Source organism: uncultured Lentibacter sp. (assembly GCF_937123735.1).
GTDB lineage: Bacteria > Pseudomonadota > Alphaproteobacteria > Rhodobacterales > Rhodobacteraceae > Lentibacter.
This window is the reverse complement of sequence record NZ_CAKZKL010000004.1, coordinates 103,427-129,918: the sequence shown is the minus strand read 5'-3', so window position 1 is coordinate 129,918 and position 26,492 is coordinate 103,427. Positions and strand designations below refer to the sequence as shown.

The 26,492-nt window shown below is 60.3% G+C and carries 18 protein-coding genes and 2 tRNA genes; 10 read left to right on the top strand and 10 right to left on the bottom strand.

Features of this window, described 5'->3' with window-relative positions; genetic code table 11:
- The first annotated feature begins 2 nt into the window (after positions 1–2).
- A complete protein-coding gene (locus Q0478_RS00720) occupies positions 3–968 on the top strand; it encodes a DUF808 domain-containing protein (protein WP_298675030.1) in 966 nt (321 codons plus the stop codon).
- Between the two features lie 138 nt (positions 969–1,106).
- Here Q0478_RS00720 and tkt read toward each other — a convergent pair whose 3' ends face one another.
- Positions 1,107–3,122: a transketolase gene (gene tkt, locus Q0478_RS00715; RefSeq protein WP_298675027.1), complete on the bottom strand. Its 2,016-nt coding sequence runs from the start codon at positions 3,120–3,122 to the stop codon at positions 1,107–1,109.
- A 201-nt stretch (positions 3,123–3,323) separates the two neighbouring features.
- Between tkt and Q0478_RS00710 the strand changes: the two genes are divergently transcribed.
- The 4 genes from Q0478_RS00710 to Q0478_RS00695 all read left to right on the top strand — a co-directional run bounded on the left by Q0478_RS00710 (position 3,324) and on the right by Q0478_RS00695 (position 8,784).
- Entirely contained in the window at positions 3,324–3,821 is a 498-nt protein-coding gene (locus Q0478_RS00710) for a hypothetical protein (RefSeq protein WP_298675024.1), read from the top strand.
- Positions 3,821–4,231: a cell division protein ZapA gene (locus Q0478_RS00705; RefSeq protein WP_298675022.1), complete on the top strand. Its 411-nt coding sequence runs from the start codon at positions 3,821–3,823 to the stop codon at positions 4,229–4,231. The genes Q0478_RS00710 and Q0478_RS00705 overlap by 1 nt, the downstream gene beginning before the upstream one ends.
- A 62-nt stretch (positions 4,232–4,293) precedes the next feature.
- Positions 4,294–4,370, top strand: a tRNA-Pro gene (locus tag Q0478_RS00700).
- Between the two features lie 730 nt (positions 4,371–5,100).
- Positions 5,101–8,784 (top strand): vitamin B12-dependent ribonucleotide reductase, encoded by a 3,684-nt coding sequence (locus tag Q0478_RS00695; RefSeq protein WP_298675019.1) that lies wholly within the window; start codon positions 5,101–5,103, stop codon positions 8,782–8,784.
- A 123-nt stretch (positions 8,785–8,907) separates the two neighbouring features.
- Here the strand turns inward: Q0478_RS00695 and Q0478_RS00690 are convergent, their stop codons facing one another.
- Positions 8,908–9,954: an ornithine cyclodeaminase gene (locus Q0478_RS00690; RefSeq protein ID WP_298675016.1), complete on the bottom strand. Its 1,047-nt coding sequence runs from the start codon at positions 9,952–9,954 to the stop codon at positions 8,908–8,910.
- Positions 9,955–9,966: 12 nt separating this feature from the next.
- On the bottom strand, positions 9,967–10,887 hold the full coding sequence (gene rocF / locus Q0478_RS00685; RefSeq protein ID WP_298675013.1) for an arginase: 921 nt from the start codon (positions 10,885–10,887) through the stop codon (positions 9,967–9,969).
- A 123-nt stretch (positions 10,888–11,010) separates the two neighbouring features.
- Between rocF and Q0478_RS00680 the strand changes: the two genes are divergently transcribed.
- A complete protein-coding gene (locus Q0478_RS00680; protein WP_298675010.1) occupies positions 11,011–11,439 on the top strand; it encodes an Lrp/AsnC family transcriptional regulator in 429 nt (142 codons plus the stop codon).
- A 157-nt stretch (positions 11,440–11,596) separates the two neighbouring features.
- On the opposite strand, the gene Q0478_RS00675 is transcribed toward Q0478_RS00680, so the two are convergent.
- Together Q0478_RS00675 and Q0478_RS00670 are read right to left on the bottom strand one after the other, a co-directional pair.
- Positions 11,597–12,082 carry a disulfide bond formation protein B gene (locus tag Q0478_RS00675; RefSeq protein ID WP_298675008.1) on the bottom strand — a complete coding sequence of 162 codons (486 nt, stop codon included), beginning with the start codon at positions 12,080–12,082 and terminating at the stop codon, positions 11,597–11,599.
- Positions 12,079–12,657, bottom strand: coding sequence for a VTT domain-containing protein (locus Q0478_RS00670; RefSeq protein WP_298675005.1), 579 nt, complete (start codon positions 12,655–12,657; stop codon positions 12,079–12,081). The genes Q0478_RS00675 and Q0478_RS00670 overlap by 4 nt, the downstream gene beginning before the upstream one ends.
- Positions 12,658–12,839: 182 nt before the next feature.
- Here Q0478_RS00670 and Q0478_RS00665 point away from each other — a divergent pair.
- A tRNA-Leu gene (locus Q0478_RS00665) sits at positions 12,840–12,925 on the top strand.
- A gap of 63 nt (positions 12,926–12,988) precedes the next feature.
- Here Q0478_RS00665 and Q0478_RS00660 read toward each other — a convergent pair.
- Positions 12,989–13,303 carry a hypothetical protein gene (locus Q0478_RS00660; RefSeq protein ID WP_298675003.1) on the bottom strand — a complete coding sequence of 105 codons (315 nt, stop codon included), beginning with the start codon at positions 13,301–13,303 and terminating at the stop codon, positions 12,989–12,991.
- A gap of 507 nt (positions 13,304–13,810) precedes the next feature.
- Here Q0478_RS00660 and Q0478_RS00655 point away from each other — a divergent pair.
- Positions 13,811–17,092, top strand: coding sequence for a Hint domain-containing protein (locus Q0478_RS00655; protein ID WP_298675000.1), 3,282 nt, complete (start codon positions 13,811–13,813; stop codon positions 17,090–17,092).
- Between the two features lie 157 nt (positions 17,093–17,249).
- On the opposite strand, the gene Q0478_RS00650 is transcribed toward Q0478_RS00655, so the two are convergent.
- Together Q0478_RS00650 and Q0478_RS00645 are read right to left on the bottom strand one after the other, a co-directional pair.
- Positions 17,250–17,867 carry a nucleotidyltransferase family protein gene (locus Q0478_RS00650; RefSeq protein ID WP_298674997.1) on the bottom strand — a complete coding sequence of 206 codons (618 nt, stop codon included), beginning with the start codon at positions 17,865–17,867 and terminating at the stop codon, positions 17,250–17,252.
- A gap of 2 nt (positions 17,868–17,869) precedes the next feature.
- Complete coding sequence (locus Q0478_RS00645) at positions 17,870–20,287, bottom strand: FAD-dependent oxidoreductase (RefSeq protein WP_298674995.1); 2,418 nt, start codon at positions 20,285–20,287, stop codon at positions 17,870–17,872.
- A 196-nt stretch (positions 20,288–20,483) separates the two neighbouring features.
- Here Q0478_RS00645 and Q0478_RS00640 point away from each other — a divergent pair, with 196 nt between their 5' ends.
- Entirely contained in the window at positions 20,484–22,910 is a 2,427-nt protein-coding gene (locus Q0478_RS00640; RefSeq protein WP_298674992.1) for an FAD-dependent oxidoreductase, read from the top strand.
- 111 nt (positions 22,911–23,021) lie between these two features.
- Here Q0478_RS00640 and aroB read toward each other — a convergent pair whose 3' ends face one another.
- On the bottom strand, positions 23,022–24,137 hold the full coding sequence (gene aroB / locus Q0478_RS00635) for a 3-dehydroquinate synthase (protein ID WP_298674989.1): 1,116 nt from the start codon (positions 24,135–24,137) through the stop codon (positions 23,022–23,024).
- Entirely contained in the window at positions 24,137–24,718 is a 582-nt protein-coding gene (locus tag Q0478_RS00630; protein ID WP_298675125.1) for a shikimate kinase, read from the bottom strand. The genes aroB and Q0478_RS00630 overlap by 1 nt, the downstream gene beginning before the upstream one ends.
- Before the next feature lie 231 nt (positions 24,719–24,949).
- On the opposite strand from Q0478_RS00630, the gene Q0478_RS00625 reads away from it, so the two are divergent.
- A complete protein-coding gene (locus tag Q0478_RS00625; RefSeq protein WP_298674987.1) occupies positions 24,950–26,491 on the top strand; it encodes a hypothetical protein in 1,542 nt (513 codons plus the stop codon).
- Position 26,492: the final 1 nt, after the last annotated feature.

Below are 26,492 nucleotides of genomic sequence, written 5' to 3'. Positions count from 1 at the left end.
GTATGAGTGGCTTGTTGGCCTTGTTGGATGATGTGGCAGCCATTGCCAAAGTGGCTGCGGCCTCGGTGGATGATGTGATCGGGCAGGCGGCAAAAGCCGGTGCGAAGGCGGCGGGGGCCATGATTGATGATGCCGCGGTGACGCCCAAATATGTGCATGGATTTTCCGCCGATCGCGAACTGCCAATCATCTGGCGGATCGCCCGTGGCTCGATGATCAACAAATTGCTCTTTCTTTTGCCCGCTGGGCTGGCACTCAATCACTTTGCGCCCTGGGCCATCGCGCCTTTGCTGATGCTGGGGGGCGCCTATCTTTGCTTTGAGGGCGCTGAGAAAATCGCCCATAGCCTTGGCTGGATCTCCCATCATGTCGAGACCGGGGGGGAGCCCATCATCGATGACCCGGCCCACCTTGAAGAGGAGCGCGCCCAAGGGGCCATCAAGACAGATTTTATTCTCTCAGCGGAAATCATGACCATTGCGCTTGCCGCAATTCCCAAGACAGGGTTCTGGATGGAGGCCGCAACTTTGGCGGCGGTGGCGGTGATGATCACCGTGGCCGTCTATGGTGCGGTTGCGCTGATTGTCAAAGCCGATGATCTGGGCCTGCACATGGCTCAAACGGGCCGTTTCTCGGTGACACGGCAGTTTGGCCGGGCGCTTGTGCGGGCGATGCCGAAGTTCCTGTGGGGGCTCACGGTTGTGGGCACGGCGGCGATGCTCTGGGTGGGTGGCTCCATCATCTTGCATGCGCTGCATACATTGGGGCTGCATGGCCCGTCGGATTTTGTGAAAGAGTGGGCCGTTTGGCTGGCAAGCTCTCTGGGAGGGCCGCTGAACTTGCTGAGTTGGGCGTTCACGGCTCTGATGGATGGGGTTTTCGGCTTTCTGCTCGGGCTGCTTTTGGTGCCGCCGGGACTTAAGCTGGTGACTCCGCTCTGGAAGAGGCTGACAGGCTCCAAGGCCTGACCCACCCGAGGGCGGCCTTTTTTGTGTCATGCACCGATGGCTTGCTTTGCGGCGCTGCTGTGGTCGTGCCAGCTTTGGAGCGCGCCTCGTTGCGGGCGCAAAAAGGAGAGGGGCGCAAAGCGCCCCCCTTGTTTGAGGTCACAGAAGGGCTTTGGCCTGTTGGGCAACAGCCTCGGCGGTGAGACCGAATTTTTCGAACAACAGCTCGGCAGGCGCCGAAGCGCCAAAGCTTTCCATGCCGATAAAGGCGGCTTTGCCAGCTTTGCCACGCTCACCTGTCAGCCAGCGGTCCCAGCCAAGGCGGGCTGCGGCTTCCACAGCGACACGCACGGGGCCTGCGGGCAGGATCTTGCGGCGATAGGCTTCATCTTGCTGCTCAAAAAGCTCGAGGCAGGGCATAGAAACAACGCGGGTTCCAATCCCTTCCGCCTCCAGGATTGTGCGCGCCTCCATGGCAATAGAAACCTCAGAGCCGGTGGCCATCAAGATCACCTCTCGCTTGCCCGTGGCCTCGGCCATGACATAAGCGCCCTGGGCTGTGAGGTTCTTCAGCTTGTGCTCTTTGCGCAATGTTGGCAGGCCCTGGCGCGTGAGGGCCAAGACAGATGGGGTCTCTTTGGCGCTGAGCGCGATTTCCCAAGCCTCTGCCGTTTCCACCGTATCGCAGGGGCGGAAGGTGTAGCTATTGGGCGTGGCGCGGCAAATGGCGAGATGCTCAACAGGTTGGTGTGTCGGCCCGTCTTCACCCACGCCAATGCTGTCATGGGTCATAACAAAGACTGTGGGAATCTTCATCAGGGACGCCAGACGCATCGAGGGGCGGGCGTAATCGGTGAAGGTAAAGAAGGTGCCGCCATAGGCACGCACGCCCCCGTGTAGCACCATGCCGTTCATCGCCGCAGCCATGGCATGTTCGCGAATGCCATAGTAGATGTAGCGGCCTTTGCGATTGTCGATGTCATGCGTGCCCAGATCGCCGGTTTTGGTGTTGTTGGAGCCGGTGAGATCGGCTGAACCGCCCACAGTTTCAGACATGATCGGGTTGACCACCTCCAGCACCATTTCCGAAGATTTGCGCGTTGCGACTTTGGGTGCATCTTCTGAAATTTGTTTTTTGAGCGCTTTGATGGTGGCAGAAAGCTTCTTGGGCACCTCACGCGCCAATGCGCGGTTGAAGTCTTCTTGTTTGCGCCCTGAGAGGGTGGCAAAGCGGGCTTCCCAGGCTGTCCGCTCCTCTGCGCCGCGTGTGCCGATCTCTTCCCAGTCTGCCTTGATCTGGGCAGGAACCTCAAATGGCCCCCCCGTCCAGCCGTAGACCGCCTTGGCATCAGAAAGCTGTGTAGCATCTGTGAGCGCGCCATGACCCTTTGAGGTATCCTGCGCTGCGTGGCCGAGGGCGATATGAGTTTTGCAGGCGATCATGCTGGGTTTGTTGGTTGTCTTGGCCTTGGTGATGGCCGCATCAATGGCAACAGGGTCATGACCGTCAATTTCGATCACATGCCAGCCCGCTGATTTGAAGCGCTGCGGTTGGTTGGTGCGGTCTGATAGCTCTACGGTGCCGTCAATGGTGATGTTGTTGTTGTCCCAGAATACAATGAGCTTCCCCAGCCGCTGACGACCCGCGAGGGTGATGGCTTCCTGGCTGATCCCTTCCATGAGACAGCCATCACCGGCGATGACATAGGTATGGTGATCAACGACCTTCCGGCCATAGCGGGCGCGCTGGATTTCTTCGGCAAGCGCAAAGCCCACCGCATTGGCAATGCCCTGGCCGAGAGGGCCTGTGGTGGTTTCAATGCCCTTGGCGTGGCCATATTCAGGGTGGCCCGCCGTAATGGCGCCCCATTGGCGGAAATTTTTCACCTGCTCCAGTGTCATGTCTTCATAGCCGGTCAGATGCAACAGCGCGTAAAGCAGCATGGAGCCGTGCCCTGCGGACAGAATAAAGCGGTCGCGATCAGGCCAATCGGGGGCTTTGGCATCAAACTTCAGGTGTTTCTCATAGAGCACCGTCGCAACATCTGCCATGCCCATGGGCATTCCGGAATGGCCCGAATTGGCTGCGCTGACAGCATCCAGAGTGAGTGCGCGGATGGCGGCAGCGCGCATCCAGTGATCGGGGTTGGCGGCGCGGAGAGCGGCAATATCCAAGGCTTTGTCCTCATTTCATGACAGAGTTTCATCTGGGTCTTTACCAGCCTGTGGCCCAGAGGCAAATGTGGTTTTGTTCAGAGAGGTGCAAATCAGGAAAATATGGCCTAAACTTTTGCTCAGGCCACTCAGAAGAGGGGCTGTTTGATTCGTAGCAGCGAAGCAAAATAAACAAAGGGCACGCGTATTGAGGATGTGCAGATGAGTGAAATAGAAGAGCTGGAGCGCCGTATCACTGCGGCGCTTGACCGTATCGGGCGCGCGGCCGAGGCTTATGAGCCGCAGCCTGACGCGCCAGAAGGCGACGGGCTTTCGCAGGTGCAAGCTGCCTTGGAAGAGGAAAGGCTTGCCAGCGCGCAGCTCGAAGAGCGCAACAAGAAAATGCGCGAAAAGTTCGAGAGCGCTCAATCGACTCTGGAAACCGAGTTGGAAAGTCAGCGCATGGCCACCGCAAAGCTGGATATGGAGATGCAGCGCTTGCGCGCCGCCAATGCACAGTTGCGCAGCTCCAATGCGGCGCTGCGAGAGGCCAATGAGAAGGGCGTGGGTGATCCGCATCTCATCAACAAAGCCATGATGGCTGAGCTTGAGGCCCTGCGCGCCAGCAGCGCGGTCGAAAAAGCCGAGGCAGAGGCCATTGCGGAAACGATCGGGCTTGCTCTAAGCGCTGAGCTACCCAAACTCGAGGAGGAGCTCTGATGCCGGAAATCAAGATCGAAATCGGCGGGCGCAGCTTTGAGGTGGCCTGTCAGGAGGGGGAAGAGCACTATCTCCACAGTGCCGCGGCCATGTTGGATGCGGAAGCGACAGCGCTCACAAACCAGATCGGACGGCTCCCGGAGCCGCGCATGTTGTTGATGGCGGGTCTTATGCTGGCTGACAGAACGGCCGGTCTGGAAGACAAGCTCAAGCTGCGAGATGCGCGGATCAGCGAGCTGGAAGGCGAGATTGCGCGTCTCAGCCGGATGCCCACCCCTGAGCCGGAGCGCGTAGAGGTGCCCGTGGTTCCTGAGGCGCTCACGGATACACTGGCCGAGTTGGCGGCGCGCGCAGAATCTGTTGCTGGCGCGCTGGAAGAGCGGGCAAACAAGAAAACTTTGAAGACATAGTGATTTCTGGCCGTTTTCGTATTTACAAGCCTAGGAGAAGCCGCTTATAGAAGCGCTCGGTCCGGGGCGTAGCGCAGCCTGGTAGCGCACCTGTTTTGGGTACAGGGGGTCGTAAGTTCGAATCTTACCGTCCCGACCATTCATCTTTATCGTCAAAGCGAGCCTCTGCATTTTGCAGCGGCTCGTTTGCGTTTTTGCGCAGCGAACTGCGTTGCGCCGGGCATGTGTGCTTGGTGGCGGGCTGACACTGGGTTTCTATTCCAACAGAGATTCGGTCTCGTTGTGCCGCGCTGCGGGGCGGACGTCATGCCAATTCTGGCCTTTCCCCGAAAAATCATACGGCACTCCGACTTCTATCTAAAGATGCTTTAGACAGCACGGAAGTTATCCCTAGGCGTGTATAAATCGGCCCTCCTGAGGCCCCATCCATGCCTGTGGCGGGCTAAACCTGCAAAAAGAAAAGGCTTTCGTGAGTGTACCAGGCGTGGTCCCGCTTCTGGGCTCTCATTAACCAATTGGGGATGAATCACCTGCACGTCTTGCCGCCGCTCGCTCTGGCATTTCGTCAACCGATAAATGGAAAATTTTTTGAAAAGTTTCCGTTGACCTAAGGCGAGAAAATACGCCAGATTGTGGGGGTCGAGCCAAGGACCACAAGATATAGGGTCTAAAGCCAGGCGAAGACAGGTATCGTCACGGACATTGCATTTCGGTGCGCTGACAAATCTGCGCGGAGAACAGCCCGCGCGGGGCAGGTCGTTTGTCTTCCATTCTGGCACTTTGACAGCAGAGACCACCCCCCATGTGGGGCAAGGCGCTGTATTCGAAACGAAGAGTCGCAAGACAGGCACAGAGGGCAAGGTAGAGCTATGAAAATCGAAAGAAAATTCACCGAGGCAGGAAAAGACGCTTACGCAGGCGTCGAATTTGTGAAGACCAGTTCAGAAATTCGCAATCCGGATGGGACGATCGTTTTCAAGCTCGATGATGTTGAGGTGCCAAAGCAATGGAGCCAAGTCGCGTCTGATGTGATTGCGCAGAAATATTTCCGCAAGGCGGGCGTGCCGGTCAAAATGAAAAAGGTGAAGGAAAAGGATGTGCCTGAGTTTCTCTGGCGCTCGGTTCCAACCTCCGAAACAACCGAAAAGACAGGCGAGATTTCTGCCAAACAAGTCTTTGACCGGCTGGCCGGCGCATGGGCCTACTGGGGCTGGAAAGGCGGGTATTTCTCCACCGAAGAAGACGCCAGCGCCTATTTTGACGAGATGCGCTTCATGCTTGCGACACAACGTGCTGCGCCCAATTCGCCGCAGTGGTTTAACACGGGCCTGCATTGGGCCTACGGAATCGACGGGCCGGGCCAGGGCCACCACTATGTAGACTACAAAACAGGCGAGCTGACCAAGTCTTCCTCAGCCTACGAACACCCACAGCCGCACGCCTGCTTTATCCAGTCGGTCAAGGATGACCTCGTGGGGGACGGCGGCATCATGGACCTTTGGGTGCGCGAGGCGCGGCTCTTCAAATACGGCTCGGGCACGGGCACAAACTTCAGCCACCTGCGCGCCTCCAACGAAGCGCTCTCGGGCGGCGGGAAGTCTTCCGGCCTCATGGGCTTCCTCAAGATCGGTGATCGCGCCGCCGGAGCGATCAAATCCGGTGGCACAACGCGCCGTGCGGCCAAGATGGTCATCGTCGATGCCGACCACCCGGATATTGAAGAATACATCAACTGGAAGGTTAAGGAAGAGCAGAAGGTTGCCTCTATCGTTGCCGGCTCCAAGCTGCATGAAGAAAAGCTCAACGAGATCTTTGCAGCCATCCGCGCTTGGGACGGCTCAACCGAAGATTCCGTTGATCCCAAGAAAAACGAATTGCTGAAAGCCGCTATTCGCGGGGCAAAAAAGGTCCATATTCCAGAAACATACGTCAAGCGCGTGCTGGACTATGCAAAGCAGGGCTTTGGCTCCATCGAGTTCCCGACTTACGACACCGACTGGGACTCAGAGGCCTACGCATCTGTTTCGGGCCAGAACTCCAACAACTCTATCCGTGTCACCAACGCCTTCCTCAAGGCAGTGAAGGATGATGCGGATTGGGAGCTCATCCGCCGCACAGACGGCTCGGTTGCCAAAACCATCAAAGCCCGCAAGCTTTGGGAAGATGTCGGCCACGCAGCCTGGGCTTGTGCTGATCCCGGCATCCAGTTTCATGACACTGTGAACGAATGGCACACATGCCCCGAAGATGGCGAGATCCGCGGATCAAACCCATGTTCTGAGTATATGTTCCTCGATGACACGGCCTGTAACCTTGCCTCGATGAACCTGCTGACCTTCCTGGAAGACGGCAAGTTTCAGACAGAAGATTACATGCACGCCACGCGCCTTTGGACTGTGACGCTGGAAATCTCTGTGATGATGGCGCAATTCCCGTCCAAGGAGATCGCGCAGCGCTCTTATGATTTCCGCACGCTGGGCCTTGGCTATGCCAACATCGGCGGGCTCTTGATGAACCTGGGGCTTGGGTATGACAGCGCCGAGGGCCGTGCCATTGGTGCAGCGCTCACCGCGATCATGACGGGTGTGTCTTATGCCACATCGGCCGAGATGGCGGGCGAGCTTGGGGCCTTTGCTGGCTATGAGCGCAACCGCGAGCACATGCTGCGCGTCATTCGCAACCACCGCAACGCCGCTTACGGCGCGACAGAGGGGTATGAGAACCTGGAGGTGAAGCCTGTTCCGCTTGATCTGGCCAACTGCCCTGACAGCACCATGGTTGAGCTGGCCATGGCGGTTTGGGATGAAGCGTTGAAGCTGGGTGAGAAGCACGGCTATCGCAACGCGCAGGTATCGGTGATTGCACCGACCGGCACAATCGGCCTTGTCATGGACTGCGACACCACGGGCATCGAGCCAGACTTCGCGCTGGTGAAGTTCAAGAAGCTTGCTGGTGGGGGCTATTTCAAGATCATCAACCAGTCTGTTCCCGCCGCGCTTGAAAAGTTGGGCTATGGCTCGGCGCAGATCGAGGAAATCGTGTCCTATGCGGTGGGCCATGCCTCGCTGGGCAATGCGCCCGGGATCAACCACACGTCGCTGATCGGCCACGGATTTGGCCAGGCGCAGCTGGATAAACTGGAAGCGGCTTTGGGCACGGCCTTTGACATCCGTTTTGTCTTTAACCAATGGACTTTGGGCGAAGAGTTCTGCACGGGCACCCTGGGGATTCCGACGGAGAAGCTCAACGACCCGACCTTTGATATGCTCAAGCACCTTGGATACACCCGGGCCGATGTGGACGCAGCGAACGATCATGTTTGCGGCACCATGACATTGGAAGGCGCGCCCCACCTCAAGGAAGAGCACTACAGCGTGTTTGACTGTGCGAACCCATGCGGCAAGAAGGGCAAGCGCTATCTCTCTGTAAATGCGCATATTTACATGATGGCGGCGGCTCAAAGCTTCATCTCTGGGGCGATTTCAAAAACCATCAATATGGCAAACGACGCAACCATTGAAGACTGTCAGAAAGCCTACGAGCTGTCATGGTCGCTCGGTGTGAAGGCCAATGCGCTTTACCGCGACGGCTCCAAGCTCAGCCAGCCTTTGGCCTCTGCTTTGGTGGAAGACGATGACGAGGCGCTCGAGATTCTCGAGACCGGGTCAGCCCAAGAGAAAGCGGCCGTTTTGGCAGAGAAGATCGTCGAGAAGATCATCGTCAAAGAAGTTGTCAAATCGCACCGCGAGAAAATGCCAGAGCGCCGCAAAGGCTATACCCAGAAGGCGGTTGTGGGGGGGCACAAGGTTTACCTGCGCACGGGCGAATACCAAGACGGCTCTCTCGGTGAGATCTTCATTGATATGCACAAAGAGGGCGCTGGCTTCCGCGCAATGATGAACAATTTCGCCATCGCTGTCTCGGTTGGCCTTCAGTATGGTGTGCCGCTGGAGGAGTTCGTTGATGCCTTTACCTTCACAAAGTTCGAGCCAGCGGGCATGGTTCAGGGCAACGACAGCATCAAGAATGCCACGTCGATCCTTGACTATATTTTCCGCGAGTTGGCTGTCAGCTATCTGGATCGCACCGATCTGGCGCATGTGAAACCCTCTGGTGCAAGCTTTGATGACATTGGCCGCGGCGAGGAAGAAGGTGTGAGCAATATCAAGGAGATGAGCGAAAGCGCCTCGTCCAAATCTCTTGAGGTTCTCAAGCAGATCAGCTCAACAGGTTACCTGCGCAAGCGTCTGCCCCAAGAGCTCGTTGTGTTGCAAGGCGGCCAGAGCTTTGGCGGTATGGCCATGGCCTCGGGCGACCCTGTGAGCGCGCTCAACACATTGGTGCCAGAAACCTCGGCACCAGCTGTGGTGGTGCAAAGTGAGACGCTCGCGACAACCACGAGCACAACAGCCATGACGATGGACGAGCGCACCAAAGCAAAGATGCAAGGCTATGAGGGCGAAGCCTGTGGCGATTGCGGCAACTATACGTTGGTGCGCAATGGCACCTGCATGAAATGCAACACATGTGGAGCGACCTCTGGGTGCTCCTGAGAGTTAGGGGGCGGGTGCGCTCGCCCCTGACGCGTTCAGGCCGCAGGCATAAAACTTAGAGCGGTAACAATTAGTGAGCCTGAATAGCGAAACTTTAGGGGGGCCTCTGCGGCCCTCCTTTTTTTAAGGCTTGGCGCGGCGCAGCATCCCAAAGAGATCGCGCGGATCGTCCGGATCGGCCAGCATGTCGAGCGTTTGGAAGAACTCAGTTCCCTGGATGCGCGCGCGCACATAGCGCAGGGCGGAAAAATCTTCGATCGCAAAGCCGACGCTGTCAAAAAGCGTGATCTGCTTGTCGCTCACACGGCCCTTGGCGGCCCCTGTGATCACCTGCCAGAGCTCGGTGACGGGGTGATCTTCTGCCAGCTGCTGAATCTCGCCTTCAATGCGGGTCTGGGGTGGAAATTCTACAAAGATATCAGAGCGATGCAGGATCGCCTCGGCCAATTCTGTCTTGCCGGGGCAGTCGCCGCCGATGGCGTTGATATGCACGCCGGCGCCGACCATGTTGTCCGTCAGGATGGTGGCGCATTGCTTGTCGGCGGTGCAGGTGGTGATGATCTCGGCGCCTTCCATGCTTTCCTCGGCGGAGGCGCATTTGGTAACCCGCACGCCCATGCCTTCAAGGTTGCGCGCGGCCTTCTCGGTGGCTGCCGGGTCGCTGTCATAGAGCCGCACCGCCTCAAGCCCGATGATTGCTTTCATGGCGAGCGTCTGGAACTCGGACTGCGCGCCATTGCCGATCATGGCCATGGTCTTGGCCCCTTTGGGCGCAAGGTGCTTTGCCGCCATGGCCGAGGTGGCCGCGGTGCGCAGGGCGGTGAGCAGCGTCATCTCCGTGAGGAGGGTCGGGTAGCCCGTGTAAACATCGGCCAGAAGGCCGAAGGCAGTGACGGTCTGAAGCCCCTCGGAGGTGTTCTTGGGGTGACCGTTCACATATTTGAAGCCATAGGCCTCGCCATCGGAGGTGGGCATCAGCTCGATCACGCCAACGTCAGAATGCGACGCCACACGCGGGGTTTTGTCAAACAGCTCCCAGCGTCGGAAATCACGCTCGATCTCGTCGGCAAGGCCGCGCAGCATCTCTTCAAGGCCAATATGGTGAACAAGCTTCATCATATTGTCGACCGAGACGAAAGGAACATAGGCTTTGTCAGAAGGGTGCAGCATAATTCTTAACCTCTAGTTAAAGGCGCGTGTGGGGCGGTCAAACACGCGGCGGCCGAGGGCGGATGCGGCCAGATCGACCATCGTTTGGGCAGTGCGGCCGCGCTCGTCGAGAAAGGGATTGAGCTCAACCAGATCAAGCGAGGTCATCAGCCCGCTGTCACAGATCATTTCCATCACCAGATGCGCCTCCCGGATGGTGGCTCCGCCCGGCACGGTTGTGCCGACAGCAGGGGCGATCATCGGGTCCAGGAAGTCCACATCGAGGCTCACATGCAGCGCGCCTTTGGCTTTGGCCACTTTGGCGAGGAACTGTGCCAGCGGTGCTGCGATGCCGGTTTCGTCAATCGCACGCATGTCGTAAGCGGCGATTTCGGTCTCTTGCATGGCTTCGCGCTCGGCCACATCGACCGATCTAAGGCCCAGAATACACACGTTTTCTTGCGGAATGGGACGCTCAATTTTGGGAAAGCCGCCAAAGCCCTTGCGCCCGGTGACATAGCCCACGGGCGTGCCGTGGAGGTTGCCTGAGTCTGTTGTTTCCGGGGTGTGGTAATCGGTGTGGGCATCCAGCCAGAGCAAGAACTGCGGTTGATTCTGTCGCGTTGCATAGGCGTTGACGCCGGCGACAGAGCCGAGCGAGAGCGCGTGATCGCCGCCCAGAAAGATGGGCAGACCCTTGGCCATGGCCTCGTCTGCGGCGCGCCAGAGGCGGTTTGTCCAGCCCACGGTTTCGTGGTGTTTGTAGATGCGTCCGGCGGGGTCGTCTTGCGGGTGTTCGGCAGGGGTCAGATTGCCCCAATCGCGCAGGCGGTAGCCGAGGTTTGTGAGCGCCTCGGTGAGCCCTGCGGTGCGGTAGGCATCAGGCCCCATGAGGCAGCCTTGACGGCGTTTTCCGGAGTCCATCGGCGCGCCGATGAGGATGATATCGCGCATGTCTGACTGTCCTGTGTTTGCTTGGATGGTGCCCAGATTATGTGCGATATGAGGCAGTAAACAGCTTTCAAAGTGATCATATTGACGTTAAAATATCCGAATTGAGCGAAGGGAGTGTGCAACATGGACGATGTGGACCAGAGGCTTGTCGCGGCCCTTCGACAGGATGCGCGGGCCTCGCATTCTGACCTTGCGGCGATGCTGGGAATCACGCGGGCGACGGTGCGGGCGCGGATCGAGCGGCTGGAGGCGCGGGGGGTTATTCTGGGCTACTCCGTCGTGCTCAAAGAGGACCGTCTGAGCGACCCTGTGCGCGGGCTCATGATGATTGGAATCGAGGGGCGCGGGACGGAGAAAATCCTGCGGCAGCTGGCCGGGTTTTCGGCGGTGCGCGCGGTGCACAGCACCAATGGGCGTTGGGATGTGATCGCTGAAATTGGCACCGACAACCTGGAGAGTTTTGATGACGTTCTGGCCCGTATACGCAGGCTGGAAGGGGTGGCCACCTCGGAGACATCGCTTCTGTTGAGCACCAAAAAAGCCAGCCATTGAGCGCTGCGCACGAGAGCGTTAACCTCTGCGCAAAGGGCCAAAAAGGGGGGGGTGAAAACCGTGCACAGGGCGTGCACCGGGCGTGCACCCCCCAAAACGGCCAAATGTTAACAGAAATTAAGTTACCGCAGCGCACGGTGCGCAGAGATTGCGCACCCTACGGGCCTGTGGGGGCCTCGGCACGCCGCCGGGCGGCGGCCAGCCAGACGAGCGCCAGCACGATGGAGGCCACCGCGTTCCAGCTGGCCATGGACAGGCCCAAGAGCTCCCAGGGCGCTTCATCGCAGCGCACGATGGGGGCGGAGAGAATTTGCGCGAGCAGCTCGGCCCCGCTCAGCCCGCTGATCTCGCCGGAGGAGCAGCTGGAGGGCCCTTGCCAGAGCTTGCGCTCAACGCCGGTGTGATAGAGCCCGATCGCCGCGGTGGTGAGCGCGGCACCGGCCCCCAGAAGGGGCCAGACCCGCCCTGAGGCCCTCAGCCCGACCAGCGCGATGACAAGGGCCGCAATATGCGGGTAGCGCTGCCAGTAGCAGAGTTTGCACGGTGGCATGTCGCCCAGATACTGAAAGCCCAGGGCACCCGCCATCAGAAGGCCCGAGCCAAGCCCGGCGAGCAAGATCAGATGAGTGCGCGAGAGGGTCATAGGAATTTCACCACATAAAAGCCGCCCAGCAGCAGGGCGCAAAACAACACGAACATAAGCCCGAGCCGGCGCTCGATAAAGCTGCGAATGGGCGCGCCGAATTTCCAGAGCAGGAGGGCGACAATGTAAAAGCGCAGCCCCCGCGCCAGCAGGGAGGTGACAACAAAGGTGGCCAGCGGCATGGCCGTCCAGCCAGACATGATTGTGATGACCTTATAGGGAAAGGGGGTCATGCCGGCGATCAGCACGGCCCAGAAGCCCACGCCGTTGAAACGGGTGTTGAAATCGGCCACCGCATCGCCTTTGCCGAGGCTCTCAAGAATGGGCTGCCCCAGTTCTGTGAAGGCCAGCGCGCCGATTCCGTAGCCCAAGAGCCCGCCCAGCACCGAGCCGCAGAGGGCAACACTGGCCACCAGCCAGGCGCGCGAAGGCCGCGCGAGGATCATCGGGATCATCAGGATGTCAGGGGGAATGGGAAAGACCGAGGCTTCCAGGAAGGCAATGAGCCCCAGCCACCAGAGCGCCTTTGGGTGCTCTGCGAGATGCATTGTCCAAGTATACAGGCTGCGCAACATGCTGGGCTCTCAAGGTCAGGGTTTTGGGGCTTCTAGCACGCGCGCGCGGCACAAGGGAGGCCAAAAACAGCAGTCTTGGTGGCGGCGCGTGCGGGCAAAGGCCAGATTTTGGGTTCGGATTGCACTTTGGGTGCATTTTTGGCTTTTCGCGCCCCGCACAAAACGCTAAACCGCCCCAATGTGCCCAAGTGGCGGAATGGTAGACGCAGGGGATTCAAAATCCCCCGCTGGTGACAGCGTGCCGGTTCGAGTCCGGCCTTGGGTACCACAAGCACATATGCGCCCAACACCCGCGCGTGTGGTGTGTGGATGACAACGGCCTTCTGTGATTTCACAGGGGGCTGTTTTCTTTTGAGGCCTGTTCTTTTGTGGCCAGTTCCTTTGATACCAATTTTTTGAAGCCTGTGCCGCGGGCCGATGATTCGGGTTTGGGCCTCAAAGCAGACAAAATCCAGACATTTAGAGCTTGATTCGACGCATTTGAATTGTGGCATTTTCTTTGAATTGTGGCCAATCCCGGCCCAGTGGGCGCATTCTCCACAGCTTTGTGGCAAATGGCCTGGGCAAACTGTGGCGCGCTTGCCCTTTTTGAAAAAGGCACAAGAGGATTAATTGTTTCACCACCGGCGACAGTCTGGCGGGCCAAAGCGCCGCTGAGCTCTGCGCAAAACGGTGAAATTTGCTCCTGAAAACAGCCTGGCACGCCGGATTTCGGGGTATTTCCATATCAGAAACAATAGCCGGAAAACCCCAGTTTGAGACAGATTTGAATAAAGCTCAAATGAGGCCAGGGGGTAAGGAAGCTGCCGTTTTCCCAACAAATTTAGCTTTTGAGTATGACGGTTTGGCCTTAATTATGGTGAGGCCCAACTGGGGGGCGTAGTGAGTGAATGGTCTCGGGGGCGACCGCTGAACTGCGAAGCATCAGACAGATGCGAGAAGAGCGGCACAGGCGCAGAAAGATCTGTTTTGCGCCCATGCTGAGAGAGCTGCCAAGAGAGGTTGCGCTTGCGCGGCCCCATGTAGCCCTGTTGCTTCCCGCTCTCTGCATCTGTCTTCGCGCAAATGTAACGAGGCGCTCTGTCTTATCAGGATGAGCGTTTCACAATCGGCGGACGGGGCGTTCCCCGAGGTTGAATAGAGGGTCTTGAGTATGGCTGATCTGGTACTGAATTGGGGATTGTTTGGAGCCTACGGCACCGACATGGGCGCAACACAAACGGTCGACACCGGCGGCGTGGCCGTCACCGTTGGCTTTGCCGCGCTTGACGAGGAGGCCAGCGGCATCACCTTTGATGCGCCGGGCTATGTTGGCACGGGCGAGCCTTTCAACGACCGGTCCTTTCTCAAGCTGATCGGCCAGGGCGGCGAGGGCGGCTTTGATGAGACCTCAACCACACGTTTGAGCTTTGAGTCCTCCAATGATCTGTTTGCAGATTGCGTTCAGAACGTGTCGTTCCGTCTCAATGATGTGGATGCGGGCGGCAACGATATTGACCCTACGGTGGATGCGCATAAAGACCTTGTGACCATTCGCGCCTTTGGCCCGGACGGCAACGAAATTCCGGTGACTTTCACCACCGGTTCTGCGGTGTCTTCGGCGGGCAACATGCTTTTCAACGAGACAATGAATTACGGGTTTGACTCTGAAGAGGCTTCGACGCTTGTGTCGGTGGCTGGCCCGGTGTCGAGCATCGAGATTTCCTATGCCAACGGCAATGTGGCCGAACAGGCTGTTCTGGTTTCGGATCTGCATTTCTCCACCTGTGACGCCAGCGACAACCTTGGCCCGGTGTTGACCGATGACAGCGCAACCACCGATGAAGACACGGCTGTTGTGATCAATGTGTTGGAAAATGACAGCGACCCTGAGGATGACCCGCTGACAGTGACGGCGGCCGGGGTGGCTGTGAACGGGGTGGCCGAGGTGAACCCGGATGGCACTGTGACCTATATACCCAATGCCGGGTTTACCGGCACAGACAGCTTCACCTACACCGCGACAGACGGGCAGGGCAATGTGTCCTCGGCCACGGTGACTGTTACGGTGGGAGAGGGCGGCAGCGGCAATGCACCGGCCACGCCGGTGGATGATCTGGCTGTCACCGACGAAGACACGGCTGTTGTGATCAATGTGCTGGGCAATGACACCGACCCGGAGGATGATCCGCTGACGGTTGTGGATGCGTCCGAGCCGGCCAATGGTGTGGTTGTGATCAATGCCAATGGCACTGTGACCTATACACCGAATGCCGGGTTTAACGGCACGGATACTTTTGAATATACGGTTGAGGATGCGGGGGGCAACTACAGCTCCGCACTTGTGACCGTGCAAGTGGGTGATGCCGGCCCTGGCCCTGACGGGATTGTCTCGGGGACGGGGGGAGATGATCTGATTGACATCGCCTATACCGGCGACCCGGATGGCGACCGGATTGATGCGGATGACCAAATTCTGCCGGGCGAGGAAGAAGACGACGACATCGTGCGTGCGGGCGAGGGCAATGACACGGTCTTTGCCGGTGCGGGCAATGATGAGGTCTTTGGAGGTGCGGGCGATGACGCGCTGAACGGTGAAGAGGGCGATGACGAGATCTTCGGCGAAGATGGCGATGATGTGATCTCCGGCGGCGCGGGCAATGACACCCTTGATGCAAGCGGCAACCGCCCCTTGATAGATGCGCAGATCTTCCCCGGGATGCCCTTTGACGATGACCCCGAGGATGACCGTGACAGTGTAGATGGCGGCGCGGGAGATGACCGGATCCTGACGGGCGATGACCGCGATACCATTGACGGCGGCGCGGGCAATGACACGATCTTTGCCGGCATTGACGATGATGTGGTTGACGGCGCTGACGGCAATGACAGCATTGTCGATCTGCAAGGCTCTGACCTGATTTACGGCGGCGAGGGCGATGACACCATCGACGCTGGCACCAACACTTTCTCCGATTATATCGGGGATGACCCCAATCTGCCGATTGCCGGCTATCCGGGGATCTTGTCAGACCCCAACCCGAATGACGGCATGGACACCGTCTTTGGCGGTGCGGGCAATGATCTGATCAACACCGGCGATGATGCCGACGAGATTGACGGTGGCACCGGCAATGACACCATTGATGCGGGCATTGATGATGACACGGTGCGCGGCGGCGCAGGCGCTGACAGCATCTTTGGCGATCACGGGTCTGACAGCATCTTTGGTGATGACGGCGATGACATTATCAATGCCGGTGGCAGCAGCTATGGTGGCAACGGGCCGGATGCGACCGACATCTTGCCGGGCAATGACCGCGATTTTGTGGATGGCGGTGATGGCAATGACACCATCACAACAGGCGATGATGCCGATACCATTCTGGGCGGCGAAGGCGACGACGTCATTGACGCGGGGATCGACAACGACAGCATCAGTGGCGGCACCGGCAATGACAGCCTGATGGGCGGTGACGGCGATGATACCGCCATCGGCGCGCTGGGCGATGACACGCTGATTGGCGGGTCTGGCGATGACCTGCTGGACGGTGTGGTTGGAGACGATCTGTTGTCTGGTGGCGCGGGGGCGGACACCATGCTGGGTGGCCAGGGCCGTGACACTTTCACCGATATTACCGCAGGCGATATGGTGGACGGGGGCTCAGGCCCGGATGGTCTGCGCGCAGATGGTATCCCCAACGATTGGGATACGCTTGATCTGACCGGGGCAGCCGGCGCCGTGAACCCGGGTGGCAGCCTCAACATCACCTATACATCCGCTGACCGCGAAGATGGTTTTGTCGAGTTCCTGGATGTGGATGGCAACATCACATCGACCATGAATTTCGAAGAGATCGAGAATGTGGTGCCATGCTTCACGCCGGGCACGGCGATTGCCACGCCACGCGGTGAGCGGCTGGTGGAAGAGCTGCAAGTGGGTGACAAGATCATCACCCGCGACAACGGCATTCAGGAGATCCGCTGGATCGGTCAGAAGGTGCTCTCCGGGCATGAACTGGCGCGCGCGCCTCATTTGCGGCCAATTCTGATCCAGAAGGGGGCGCTGGGCAACAACCTGCCGGAACATGATATTCTGGTCAGCCCGCAACACCGTATTCTGATCAACACCGAGCGCAGCGCGCTTTACTTTGAGGAAACAGAGGTGCTCGCGGCGGCGAAACATCTTACTGGCCTCAAGGGGGTGGATGAAGTGGGCACGCTTGGTGTGAACTACCTGCACTTCATGTTTGACAACCACGAGGTTGTCTTGAGCAACGGAGCCTGGACAGAAAGCTTCCAGCCCGGCCAGTCGGTGATTGACGGCTTGGGCGCGCCACAGCGCGAGGAAATCTACCAGCTCTTCCCGGAGCTGACCACCTCCGAGGGCATTGAGAGCTATACTGCGGCGCGCCGCGCGCTCAAGAAGCACGAAGCCCAGCTCTTGGTCAGCTGAGGCGCACACACCCCGCCAGCGCCTTTGGAGACAAGGGCGCTGGGGCCTTATCACAGAGATCATTGGAATATGCAGCTGCGCCCCACCGCTTCGGGGCGCCTGAGAGGGCGCGCCCGGGTGCGCCCTCTCTTTATTGTTTTGCCCTAAGACGTCTGGCTCAGTCTGCGGATGGCGCGGGCCGGGCGCCGCTGGCCCGCCACTGCGCCCAATCTTGTGGCGTGTCCAGATCACGGGTTGGGCTGGCGTCGGGCAGCTTGTGCGCCACCAGCGCGGCCTCAAACTGCCGCAGAACCGGAGCCGCCCCGCTGTCTCCGGTCAGGGTGGCAAAGGCCCGCAGACAGGCCGCCGGGAAGATCACCGGATGACCGGCCTGGCCACCGTCGGTGAAGGCCCGCAGGATCTGGCCCTCCGGGAACGCTTCAAAGGCGTCCCAGAGCGGCGCGAGGTGGGGCGCGAGGTCAGGCATATCGGCAGGCAGCACCATAAGCGCCTCGGCCTGCACAGCGCGCGCAGCCACTGCCCCGGCCTTAAGCGCGGCGGACATACCTGTGGCGGCATCTGGCACGGGCACAAGCGTGAGCGCGAGACCAGCCAGCGCCTCAGCGCGCGGATGGGCGAGCGCAGGCAGGGCCACAAAGACACTGTCCGCACTGGCCAGCGCGGCCTGCGCCAGATGACGCAGGCAGGGCTGGCCGCCCACATCTTCCAGCAGCTTGTCGCGCCCCCTCATCCGCGAGGAGGCGCCCGCCGCGGGGAGAAGGACCGCGCGGCGCATGATCAGCCGCGCATCCTTGCGCCATCGGCATCAAAGAGCGGCGTGGTGATCAGCTTTGCTTTGCGCATATGGCCGAGGATCTCGATCTCGACGTCCAGCCCCTCGCGCGCGTGTTCTGTGGGCACAAAGCCCTGTGCGATCGACTTTTCGCCGTGGTGCGAATAGCCCCCCGAGGTGCAAAAGCCGACGACCTCGCCCCCCAGCCAGATCGGCTCATAGGCATTGACATCCGCATCCACCGCCTCGACTTCAAAGGTGCAGAGCTTGCGCGCGGCCCCGCGCTCGCGCTCTGCCTCGGCGGCGGCGCGGCCGATGAAATCGGTGTTTTTCTTGAAGCTGATGAAGCGGTCAAGCCCGGTTTCGGCGGCGGTATAGTCAGGCGAGAACTCCGAGAGCCAGCTGCCAAAGAACTTATCGAGGCGCAGCGACATCATCGCGCGCATCCCGAAGGGGCGCATCCCGTGGTCTTGGCCGGCCTCCCAGAGGGTGCGCCAGAGCGCGCGTTGCGCCATGGGGTCACAGTAGATTTCATAACCCAAATCCCCTGTGTAGCTGACGCGCTGCACCACGCAATCGACCATGCCGACTGTCATGTGGCGCACATCCATGAACTTCATGGTCGAGATATCGGCGCGGGTGCAGGCGGCGAGCACCTTTGCGGCGTTTGGCCCTGCGATCTGGAAGCCGTTGAGCTTGTCGGAGACGTTTTCGACGATGACGCCGTCCATTTCGTTCTGCTCAAACCAGCGCATGTGGTAGGCTTGGCTGCCGTAGCTGGCGGTGAGCTGGAAGGCTTCTTCGCCGAGGCAGGAGATGGTGAAATCGCCGATGAGGCGGCCCTTGGGGCTGAGCATGGGTGTGAGCGATAGGCGGCCCGGCTGGGGCACGCGGCCTGCCATGACACGGTCAAGCCAAGCGCGGGCGTTGGGGCCTGTGACAAGGTATTTGCCGAAGTTGTGGGTCTCGTTGATGCCGACGGCCTCGCGGACGGATTTGACCTCGCGTTTTGTCGCCTCCCATGCGTTGGAGCGGCGGAAGCTGGGGGTTTCAAAGCGTGGCTCATCGCCCTCGGCGAAGTAATTGACGACCTCAAGGCCGAACTGCTGGCCCCAGACAGCGCCCATTTCGTCAAACACGTCATACATGGGCGTCTGGCGGAAAGGCCGTGCGGCGGGCAGCTCCTCGTTGGGATAGGCGACGGAGAAGCGCTTCTGGTAGTTCTCAATCACCTTGGGCAGCGTGTAGCCCGGTGTGATCCAGTCGCCGAAGCGGGCGACATCCATGGCCATCGTGTCACGCTCGCATTCGCCCTCAACCATCCATTGTGCCAGCATGAGGCCCACGCCGCCGCCTTGGGAAAAGCCCGCCATGACGCCGCAGGCGGACCAGTAGTTGCGCATTCCGGGCACCGGGCCGACGAGTGGGTTGCCATCGGGGGCGAAGGTGAAGGGGCCGTGGATCACCGATTTTACGCCGGCTTTTTGCAGATCGGGGAAGCGGTTGTAAGCGAAGTTGATGCTGTCTTCGATCTTGTCGAAATCATCGGCCAGAAGCTCCTGGCCGAAGTCATAGCTTGTGCCATCCACCGCCCAGGGGCGGCAGGTTTGCTCGTAAAAGCCGATGCACAGCCCCTTGCCCTCCTGGCGCAGGTAGCTTTCGCCCGCCGGGTCCATCACATGGGGGTGCTCGATGCCGTCGGCCATCATCTCGCGGATGAGCGGCACTTCGTCGGTGACGATATATTGGTGCTCCATCGGGTGCAGCGGGAAGTAGACCCCCGCCAGCGCACCCACCTCGCGCGCCCAGAGGCCCGCGGCATTGACCACATGTTCGGCGTGAATTGTGCCTTTGTCGGTGACCACATCCCAGGTGCCATCGGGGCGCTGGTTGGTTTCCTTGACCATTGTATGCGTCTCGATCGTGGCGCCGCCCATGCGCGCGGCCTTGGCGTAGGCGTGGGTTGTGCCTGAGGGGTCAAGGTGGCCATCGAGCGGATCATAAAGCCCGCCGACGATGCCTTCGATATTGGTGACGGGGGCGATTTTCTTGATCTCTTCGGGGGTGACGATCTCTGTTTCAAGGCCCATGAAACGGTGCTTGGCGCGTTCGGCGAGCAGCATGTCAAAGCGGTCCTGATCTTCGGCCAGCGTCACGCCGCCGACATGGTGCAGCCCGCAGGAGAGGCCTGTCAGCTCTTCTAGCTCCTTATAGAGGCGGATGGTGTAGCCTTGCAGCGCGGCCATATTGGTGTCGCCGTTGAGCGTATGAAAGCCGCCCGCCGCGTGCCATGTGGAGCCGGATGTCAGCTCGGAGCGCTCAAGCAACATGACATCGGACCAGCCTAGCTTGGTGAGGTGATAGAGCACGGATGCGCCAACGACACCTCCGCCGATGATGGCGACGCGGGTTGTGGTTTTCATGGAGACTCCCTTTCATTTTGGCCAGAGCAAGCAATAGCAAGCCGGGTTTCTCTTTGCTGCGGGCGACATGATGTGTCGCGAACGGGTTTTTGCGGGTTTGCCTCACAGCGACGGGAAGTGTCGGAGACTGGCAACTGAATCGGCCGCGCTTGCGAGAGAGTGTCTTGCAAGAGAACGCAAATGCAAAGGCAAAATCATGCGCACAGAGGCTCAGGCTGTTGTTATCGGGGGCGGGCTTATTGGCTGCTCCATTCTTTACCATCTCACCAAGCTGGGCTGGAAAGATGTTGTCCTGCTGGAGCGCGACGAGCTGACAAGCGGCTCCACCTGGCACGCGGCGGCGGGCATTCATGGCTTGCATGACAGCGCCAATATCAGCCGCCTTCAGCACTATACGATGAACCTTTACAACAGCTTAGAAGAAGAGACAGGCCAGAGCTGCGGTGTGTTTCAGCCCGGCTCGCTCTATTTGGCACAGACCGAGGAGCGGGTGCACCAGCTCAAGCTGCAAGAGGCCAAGGCCAAGCTTTATGGCATGGATTTTGGCGAGATCAGCCGTGCGCGCGCCGAAGAGCTGCACCCGCTGGTGAACTTTGACGGCATCAAATGTATCATGTGGGAGCCATCAGGGGGCAATGTGGACCCTTCGGGCGTGACCAATGCCTATGCCGCTGGCGCGCGCCAAAGGGGCGCGGAAATTCACCGCTTCACGCCCGTCACCGCTACGGAGGCGCAGCCGGACGGAAGCTGGATTGTGCGCACCCCAAAGGGCGACATCCGCACCGACTGGGTGATCAACGCTGCTGGCCTCTGGGGCCGTGAAGTGGCCGCTCTGGCCGGGATCGAACTGCCGCTCCAGCCCACAGAGCACCAGTATTTTGTCACCGAGAGCATCCCCGAGATTGCCGCGATTGAGCGGCGTTTGCCCTCGGTTGCCGACCGGGACGGCGAGTATTACATGCGTCAGGAGGGCAAGGGGCTGCTCATCGGCGCTTATGAGAAAGACATGCGCTTCTGGGCCGAAGAGGGCACGCCTCTGGACTTTGCCCATGATCTGTTTGCCGATGATCTTGAGCGCATCGAGGAAAACATCCTGCGCGCGATTGACCGTGTGCCTGTGGCGGGCACGGCCGGGATCAAGCGGGTGATCAACGGCCCGATGATCTGGTCGCCCGACAGCAACGTGATTTTGGGGCCTGTGCCCGAACTCAAGGGCTATTTCTGCTGCAACGGGATCATTCCGGGCTTCAGCCAGTCGGCGGGCATGGGGCTTATGGTGGCGCAGTGGCTGACCACGGGCGAGATGGAATATGACATGTTTGCCTGGGATATGGCGCGGTTTGGCGCCTGGGCGGACAAGAAATTTACCAAGGCGCGGGTGCAGGATGTCTATGCGCACCGCTTCAAGATCCATTTTCCCGGCGAGGAGCGCGCGGCGGGGCGGCCTGTGCGCACGCGGCCTGCTTACGCGCGCCAGAAGGCGATGGGCGCGGTCTTTGGCCTTAACTACGGTTGGGAGCACCCGCTTTGGTATTCGGGCGTGGAAGGCACGGAAGACACCGACGGCTTCACGCGCCAGAACTGGTGGGGGCCTGTGGGCGAAGAATGCAAGGGGCTGCGCGCGCACGCGGGCATCATCGATATTTCCAATTTTGCCAAATACCGCTGCAAGGGGCCGGGGGCGGAAGACTGGCTTAACGCCGTCTTTGCCAACAAGATGCCCAGCGAAGTGGGGCGCTCCTGCCTGACACCGCTGATTGGGGTGCATGGCGGGATCGCGGGCGATGCGACTGTGACCAAGCTGGCAGAAGATGAATACTGGATCATCAGCTCGGGCATGGCGGAGCGCTATCAGAAGCGCTTTTATGACATGGTCCCGCTGCCTCTGGGCACGACCTTTGAGAGCATGACCGAGGCGATGTGTGGCTTTAATGTGGCCGGGCCGAAGAGCCGCGCGCTGCTTCAGCGGCTGTCCAACGCGAGCTTTGAGACCGATGACTTCAAATTCATGCGCTCAAAGCGCGTGGAGATCGCGGGGGTGGACTGTATCGCGCTGCGGGTGAGCTTCACCGGCGATTTGGGCTGGGAGCTGCATTGCGCGGCCGAAGACCAGCTGCGCCTTTGGGAGGCGCTGATCGCGGCGGGTAAGGAGCTGGGGGCCGGACCGGTGGGCAGCCGTGCGCTGATGAGCCTGCGGATTGAGAAGGGCTATGGCAGCTGGAGCCGCGAGTACTCGCCCGAATACTGGCCGCAGGAGGTGGGCATTGAGCGGCTTTGCAAGCTGGACAAGGACTTCTTGCACAAGGCGGCTGTGGCCGAGGCGATGGGCAAGCCTGCGCGTGAGGAGCTTGTGATTTTGGCGCTCAACGAGGCGGATGTGGCGGCCTCCAACGCTGATGCAACGGGGGGAGAGCCGATCTTCAAGGACGGTGAGCCTCTGGGCCGTGTCAGCTCGGGCGCTTATGGCTACACCGTGGGCATGAGCCTTGCGCTTGGCTTTGTGAAGGCAGGAACGGCCAAGGCGGGCGATGCTGTCGAGGTGATGGTTCTGGGCCAGCCGCACCGCGCGCGCGTGCTGGCGGAACCGCCGTTTGACCCCAAGGGTGAAAAGCTGCGGGCGTGATCCAAAGGCGCGGCTGCGCCGCACAGGTTTGTTGAGCTGGGGGACGCTGTCCCCCTGCTTCAAAAGCTTTGCTTTTGAAGCGCCCCCTGAGGTATTTTTGACCAGAAGAAGTTAGAGGCGGGTGGCCAGAGCGTCTGTGAGGACGGATTTGAGCACGCTGTGGGGGACATCGGCGGTGACGAAGGCTTTGCCGATGTCGCGCGCCATGATGAAATTGAGCGTGCCGGCGCTGACTTTTTTGTCTTGCTTCATCAGGGCGATGAGGCCTTCGGCATCGGGCAAGGTGCCGGGGATGTCGGAGAGGTCGGTTTTCATATTCATGGCTTTGAGGTGGGCGCGCACCCGGCTTGGGGCTTCTTGGGAACAGAGGCCGAGGCGGGCGGAGGTTTCAAAGGCCAGCGCGCAGCCGATGGCGACACCTTCGCCGTGCAGCAGGCGCTCAGAATAGCCGGTGGCGGCCTCCAGCGCGTGGCAGAAGGTGTGGCCGAGGTTGAGCAGGGCGCGCTCGCCTTGCTCGGTTTCATCCCGGGCCACGATGCCCGCTTTCATGGCCACGGAGCGCTTGACGGCCTCAAGGCGCAGCGCCTCATCGCCCGTGGCGAGGGCGGGGCCGTTGGCCTCCAGCCATCCGAAGAAAGCCGCATCGCCCAGAAGCCCGTATTTGGCGACTTCGCCGTAGCCGGCGAGAAAATCGCGCGGGCTAAGCGTGCCGAGCACCGAGATATCGGCCAGCACGCGCGCGGGCTGGTGAAAGGCGCCGATCAGGTTTTTGCCGTGGGGTGCGTTGATGCCGGTTTTGCCGCCCACGGAGCTATCGACCTGCGCCAGGAGCGACGTGGGGATCTGCACGAAGCGCACGCCGCGGCGCAGGATGGCGGCGGCAAAGCCCACCAGATCGCCGATCACCCCGCCGCCGAAGGCCACGACCACATCATTGCGCTCGATCTGCTCGGAGAGGAGCCAGTGCACCACCTCTTGCAGGTGTGCCCAGCTTTTGGTGGCCTCGCCTTGCGGAAGGGAGAGGTTGGAATGGGTAATACCGTTTGCATCCAGTGACTTGGAGAGCGTTGTTAAATGAAGCTCAGCGACATGGGCGTCGCTGACAATCGCCACTTTGGGGCGTTTGAGCAGCGGCGCGATGTGAGCTCCGGCGGCCTCAAGCAGGCCTGCGCCCATGAGCACATCATAGCTGCGCGCACCAAGAGAGACATGTTGTGTGGCCAGCATCAGGCTTTCTCCAGAATATCGCCGCGCGCTTCTAGCCGCTCAAGCACTTTCTCGGCCATTTGGGAGATCGAATAGGCTGCATCGGCGGCAACCTCAAGATCGGCCAAGGCATAAACCGGCGCGCGGGCGGTGTAGATGTCTTCCAAGGTGGCGCGTGGATTGGCGGTGCGCAACAGCGGGCGGGTGTCTTTATGTCCGACCCGGCTCCAGAGCAGATCGACATCGGCCGACAGAAACACGGACACACCGATATCGGAGATCATTTGCCGGTTTTCGGCGGCCAGAAAAGCGCCGCCCCCCGTGGAGAGCACGCTCTTGCGGCGGGCTTTGAGCAGGCGGCGGATCACCTCGGTTTCGCGGGCCCGAAAAAAAGCCTCGCCGTCGCGGGCAAAAATTTCGGGGATGCTCATATTCGCGGCCTGAGTGATTTCGGCATCCGAATCCAGGAACGGCACGGCAAGCTTTGCCGCGAGGGCGCGGCCAACGGCGGTTTTTCCGGCTCCCATCATGCCGACGAGAACGACTGTCTTTTTCAGTCTGACCTGCATTTGGCTCCCGGCCTTATCGGCGTAAGTTTGCAGTTTTGGTTTGCTCTGTGCCTGAATGGCGTGATCTTTTGTAAAATGCCAGATATAAAGTGAGACAAACGCGATAAAGCGAGGGTAGGGCAAAGATGGGCAGGGCTTTCAAGTGGTTGTTTTACTTGATAATTCTGGGGTTTCTCGGATTGTTGGCCTATTCTTATGCCGGACCTTTCCTGGACCCCGAGTTTGCCCCTGAGGCGCAAGAGATTCGGATTCCGGTTGAGTTGGATGCGCAGTAAATTCACCGTTGCGCTCTGTGTGGCGCTGCTGGCCTTGCCGGCGCGGGCGCAGGCGCCTTTGTCGGCGATTGACTGGTTGAACAGCTTGGCTGACCCGCAGGCGCGGCGCTTGGGCGAGGTGACGGCGGGCGAAGCGCCGGTGAGCGGGGGCGTTGTCACGCCGGAGGTGCAGATTTCGCCCATTGCCGCGCCAGATGCGCAGAGCGTTGGCCTTTTGAGCCTGGCCCAGACAGGGCTGCCCGAGGGCCTTTGGCAGGCGAGCACCCCAGACGCGCTTGAGCGGCTGATTGCGCAGGCCGATCTGCGCCCGCTGATGGCGCTGCAAAAGCTGTTTTACACGCTGTTGCTGGCCGAGGCCCTGCCCCCGGTGGGGCAGGATGCGGAGGCTTTTCTGACCTTGCGGGCGGAGCGTTTGCGCGCCTTTGGGGCCATAGAGCCAGCCGAGGCTTTGGTGGCGCGTTTGCCGCTTGCGAGCCCCGCGCATTTTGCGCTTTGGTTTGATCTGACGCTCCTGGCGGGTCTTGAGGATCGCGCGTGTCAGGAGCTCAATGCCAAGCGCGGGCTCTCAAACGACTATGCGGCGCAAATTTTTTGCGCGCTGCGCGGCGGCGATTGGGCCGAGGCTGTTTTGCTGTTTGACACGGCAGATGCGCTTGGGCTTCTCACGGCGACCGAGCGCGGGCTGTTGCGCGCGTTTTTGGACCCTGACTATGCCGAGCTTGCGCCCGATCTGGCGCCGCCGCGCAGTGTGACGGCGCTGGAGTTTCGTCTGTTTGAGGCCGTCGGGCAGCCCTTGCCCACGGCCAACCTGCCAATCGCCTTTGCGGTGGCAGATCTGCGGGATCTGGCCGGATGGAAGGCACAGCTGGAGGCGGCCGAGAGGCTGGTGCGCAATGCGGCCTTGTCGCCCAATGTCTTGCTTGGGCTTTACACCGAGCGCCGCGCGGCGGCCTCAGGGGGCGTTTGGGAGCGGGTGCGCCGGGTGCAAGCGCTGGAGGCGGCTTTGGAGACGGGCTTTCAGGCCGGGCAGGCAGAGGCGCTGAGTGCGGCCCTGGCTGCGGCCTATGAGGAGATGCTCGCGGCGGGGTTACTCGGGGCTTTGGCACAGATTTATGCGCCCGAGCTTTCGGGGCTTCCCATGACAGCGCAGGGGGATGCGCTGCGCTTTCGGTTGACGCTGCTGAGCGGGCTCTATGAACAGGCGCAGGTGGCACAGCAAACGCCGTTGACGCTTTTTTTGAGCGCACTGGCCGCCGGGCAGCCGCGGGGCGCTGCGGCGCTGCAAGACCCTTTGGCTGAAGCGATCGAGGCGGGTTTTGGAGCCTTGGCGCCGCAAGAGACGGTGGCTCTGTTGGCGATGCAGGGCAAGCTGGGAGAGGCGATTTTGCTGGCCGCGGCCCAAGTGCGTGCGGGGCTTATTGGCGATCCGGAAGCCTTGTCGCGCGGGATTGCCGCTTTGCGACAGCTGGGGCTTGAGGATGTGGCGCGCCGGGCGAGCCTTGAGATCATGCTGATGCGGCGGCGGCCCTGAT

Bases quoted from the DNA above. Each gene is read 5' to 3' on its own strand.
- Q0478_RS00720 (WP_298675030.1), top strand. From the start codon at position 3: ATGAGTGGCTTGTTGGCCTTGTTGGATGATGTGGCAGCCATTGCCAAA.
- Q0478_RS00710 (WP_298675024.1), top strand. From the start codon at position 3,324: ATGAGTGAAATAGAAGAGCTGGAGCGCCGTATCACTGCGGCGCTTGAC.
- Q0478_RS00705 (WP_298675022.1), top strand. From the start codon at position 3,821: ATGCCGGAAATCAAGATCGAAATCGGCGGGCGCAGCTTTGAGGTGGCC.
- Q0478_RS00695 (WP_298675019.1), top strand. From the start codon at position 5,101: ATGAAAATCGAAAGAAAATTCACCGAGGCAGGAAAAGACGCTTACGCA.
- Q0478_RS00690 (WP_298675016.1), bottom strand. From the start codon at position 9,954: ATGCTGCACCCTTCTGACAAAGCCTATGTTCCTTTCGTCTCGGTCGAC.
- rocF (WP_298675013.1), bottom strand. From the start codon at position 10,887: ATGCGCGATATCATCCTCATCGGCGCGCCGATGGACTCCGGAAAACGC.
- Q0478_RS00680 (WP_298675010.1), top strand. From the start codon at position 11,011: ATGGACGATGTGGACCAGAGGCTTGTCGCGGCCCTTCGACAGGATGCG.
- Q0478_RS00675 (WP_298675008.1), bottom strand. From the start codon at position 12,082: ATGACCCTCTCGCGCACTCATCTGATCTTGCTCGCCGGGCTTGGCTCG.
- Q0478_RS00670 (WP_298675005.1), bottom strand. From the start codon at position 12,657: ATGTTGCGCAGCCTGTATACTTGGACAATGCATCTCGCAGAGCACCCA.
- Q0478_RS00655 (WP_298675000.1), top strand. From the start codon at position 13,811: ATGGCTGATCTGGTACTGAATTGGGGATTGTTTGGAGCCTACGGCACC.
- Q0478_RS00650 (WP_298674997.1), bottom strand. From the start codon at position 17,867: ATGCGCCGCGCGGTCCTTCTCCCCGCGGCGGGCGCCTCCTCGCGGATG.
- Q0478_RS00645 (WP_298674995.1), bottom strand. From the start codon at position 20,287: ATGAAAACCACAACCCGCGTCGCCATCATCGGCGGAGGTGTCGTTGGC.
- Q0478_RS00640 (WP_298674992.1), top strand. From the start codon at position 20,484: ATGCGCACAGAGGCTCAGGCTGTTGTTATCGGGGGCGGGCTTATTGGC.
- aroB (WP_298674989.1), bottom strand. From the start codon at position 24,137: ATGCTGGCCACACAACATGTCTCTCTTGGTGCGCGCAGCTATGATGTG.
- Q0478_RS00625 (WP_298674987.1), top strand. From the start codon at position 24,950: ATGCGCAGTAAATTCACCGTTGCGCTCTGTGTGGCGCTGCTGGCCTTG.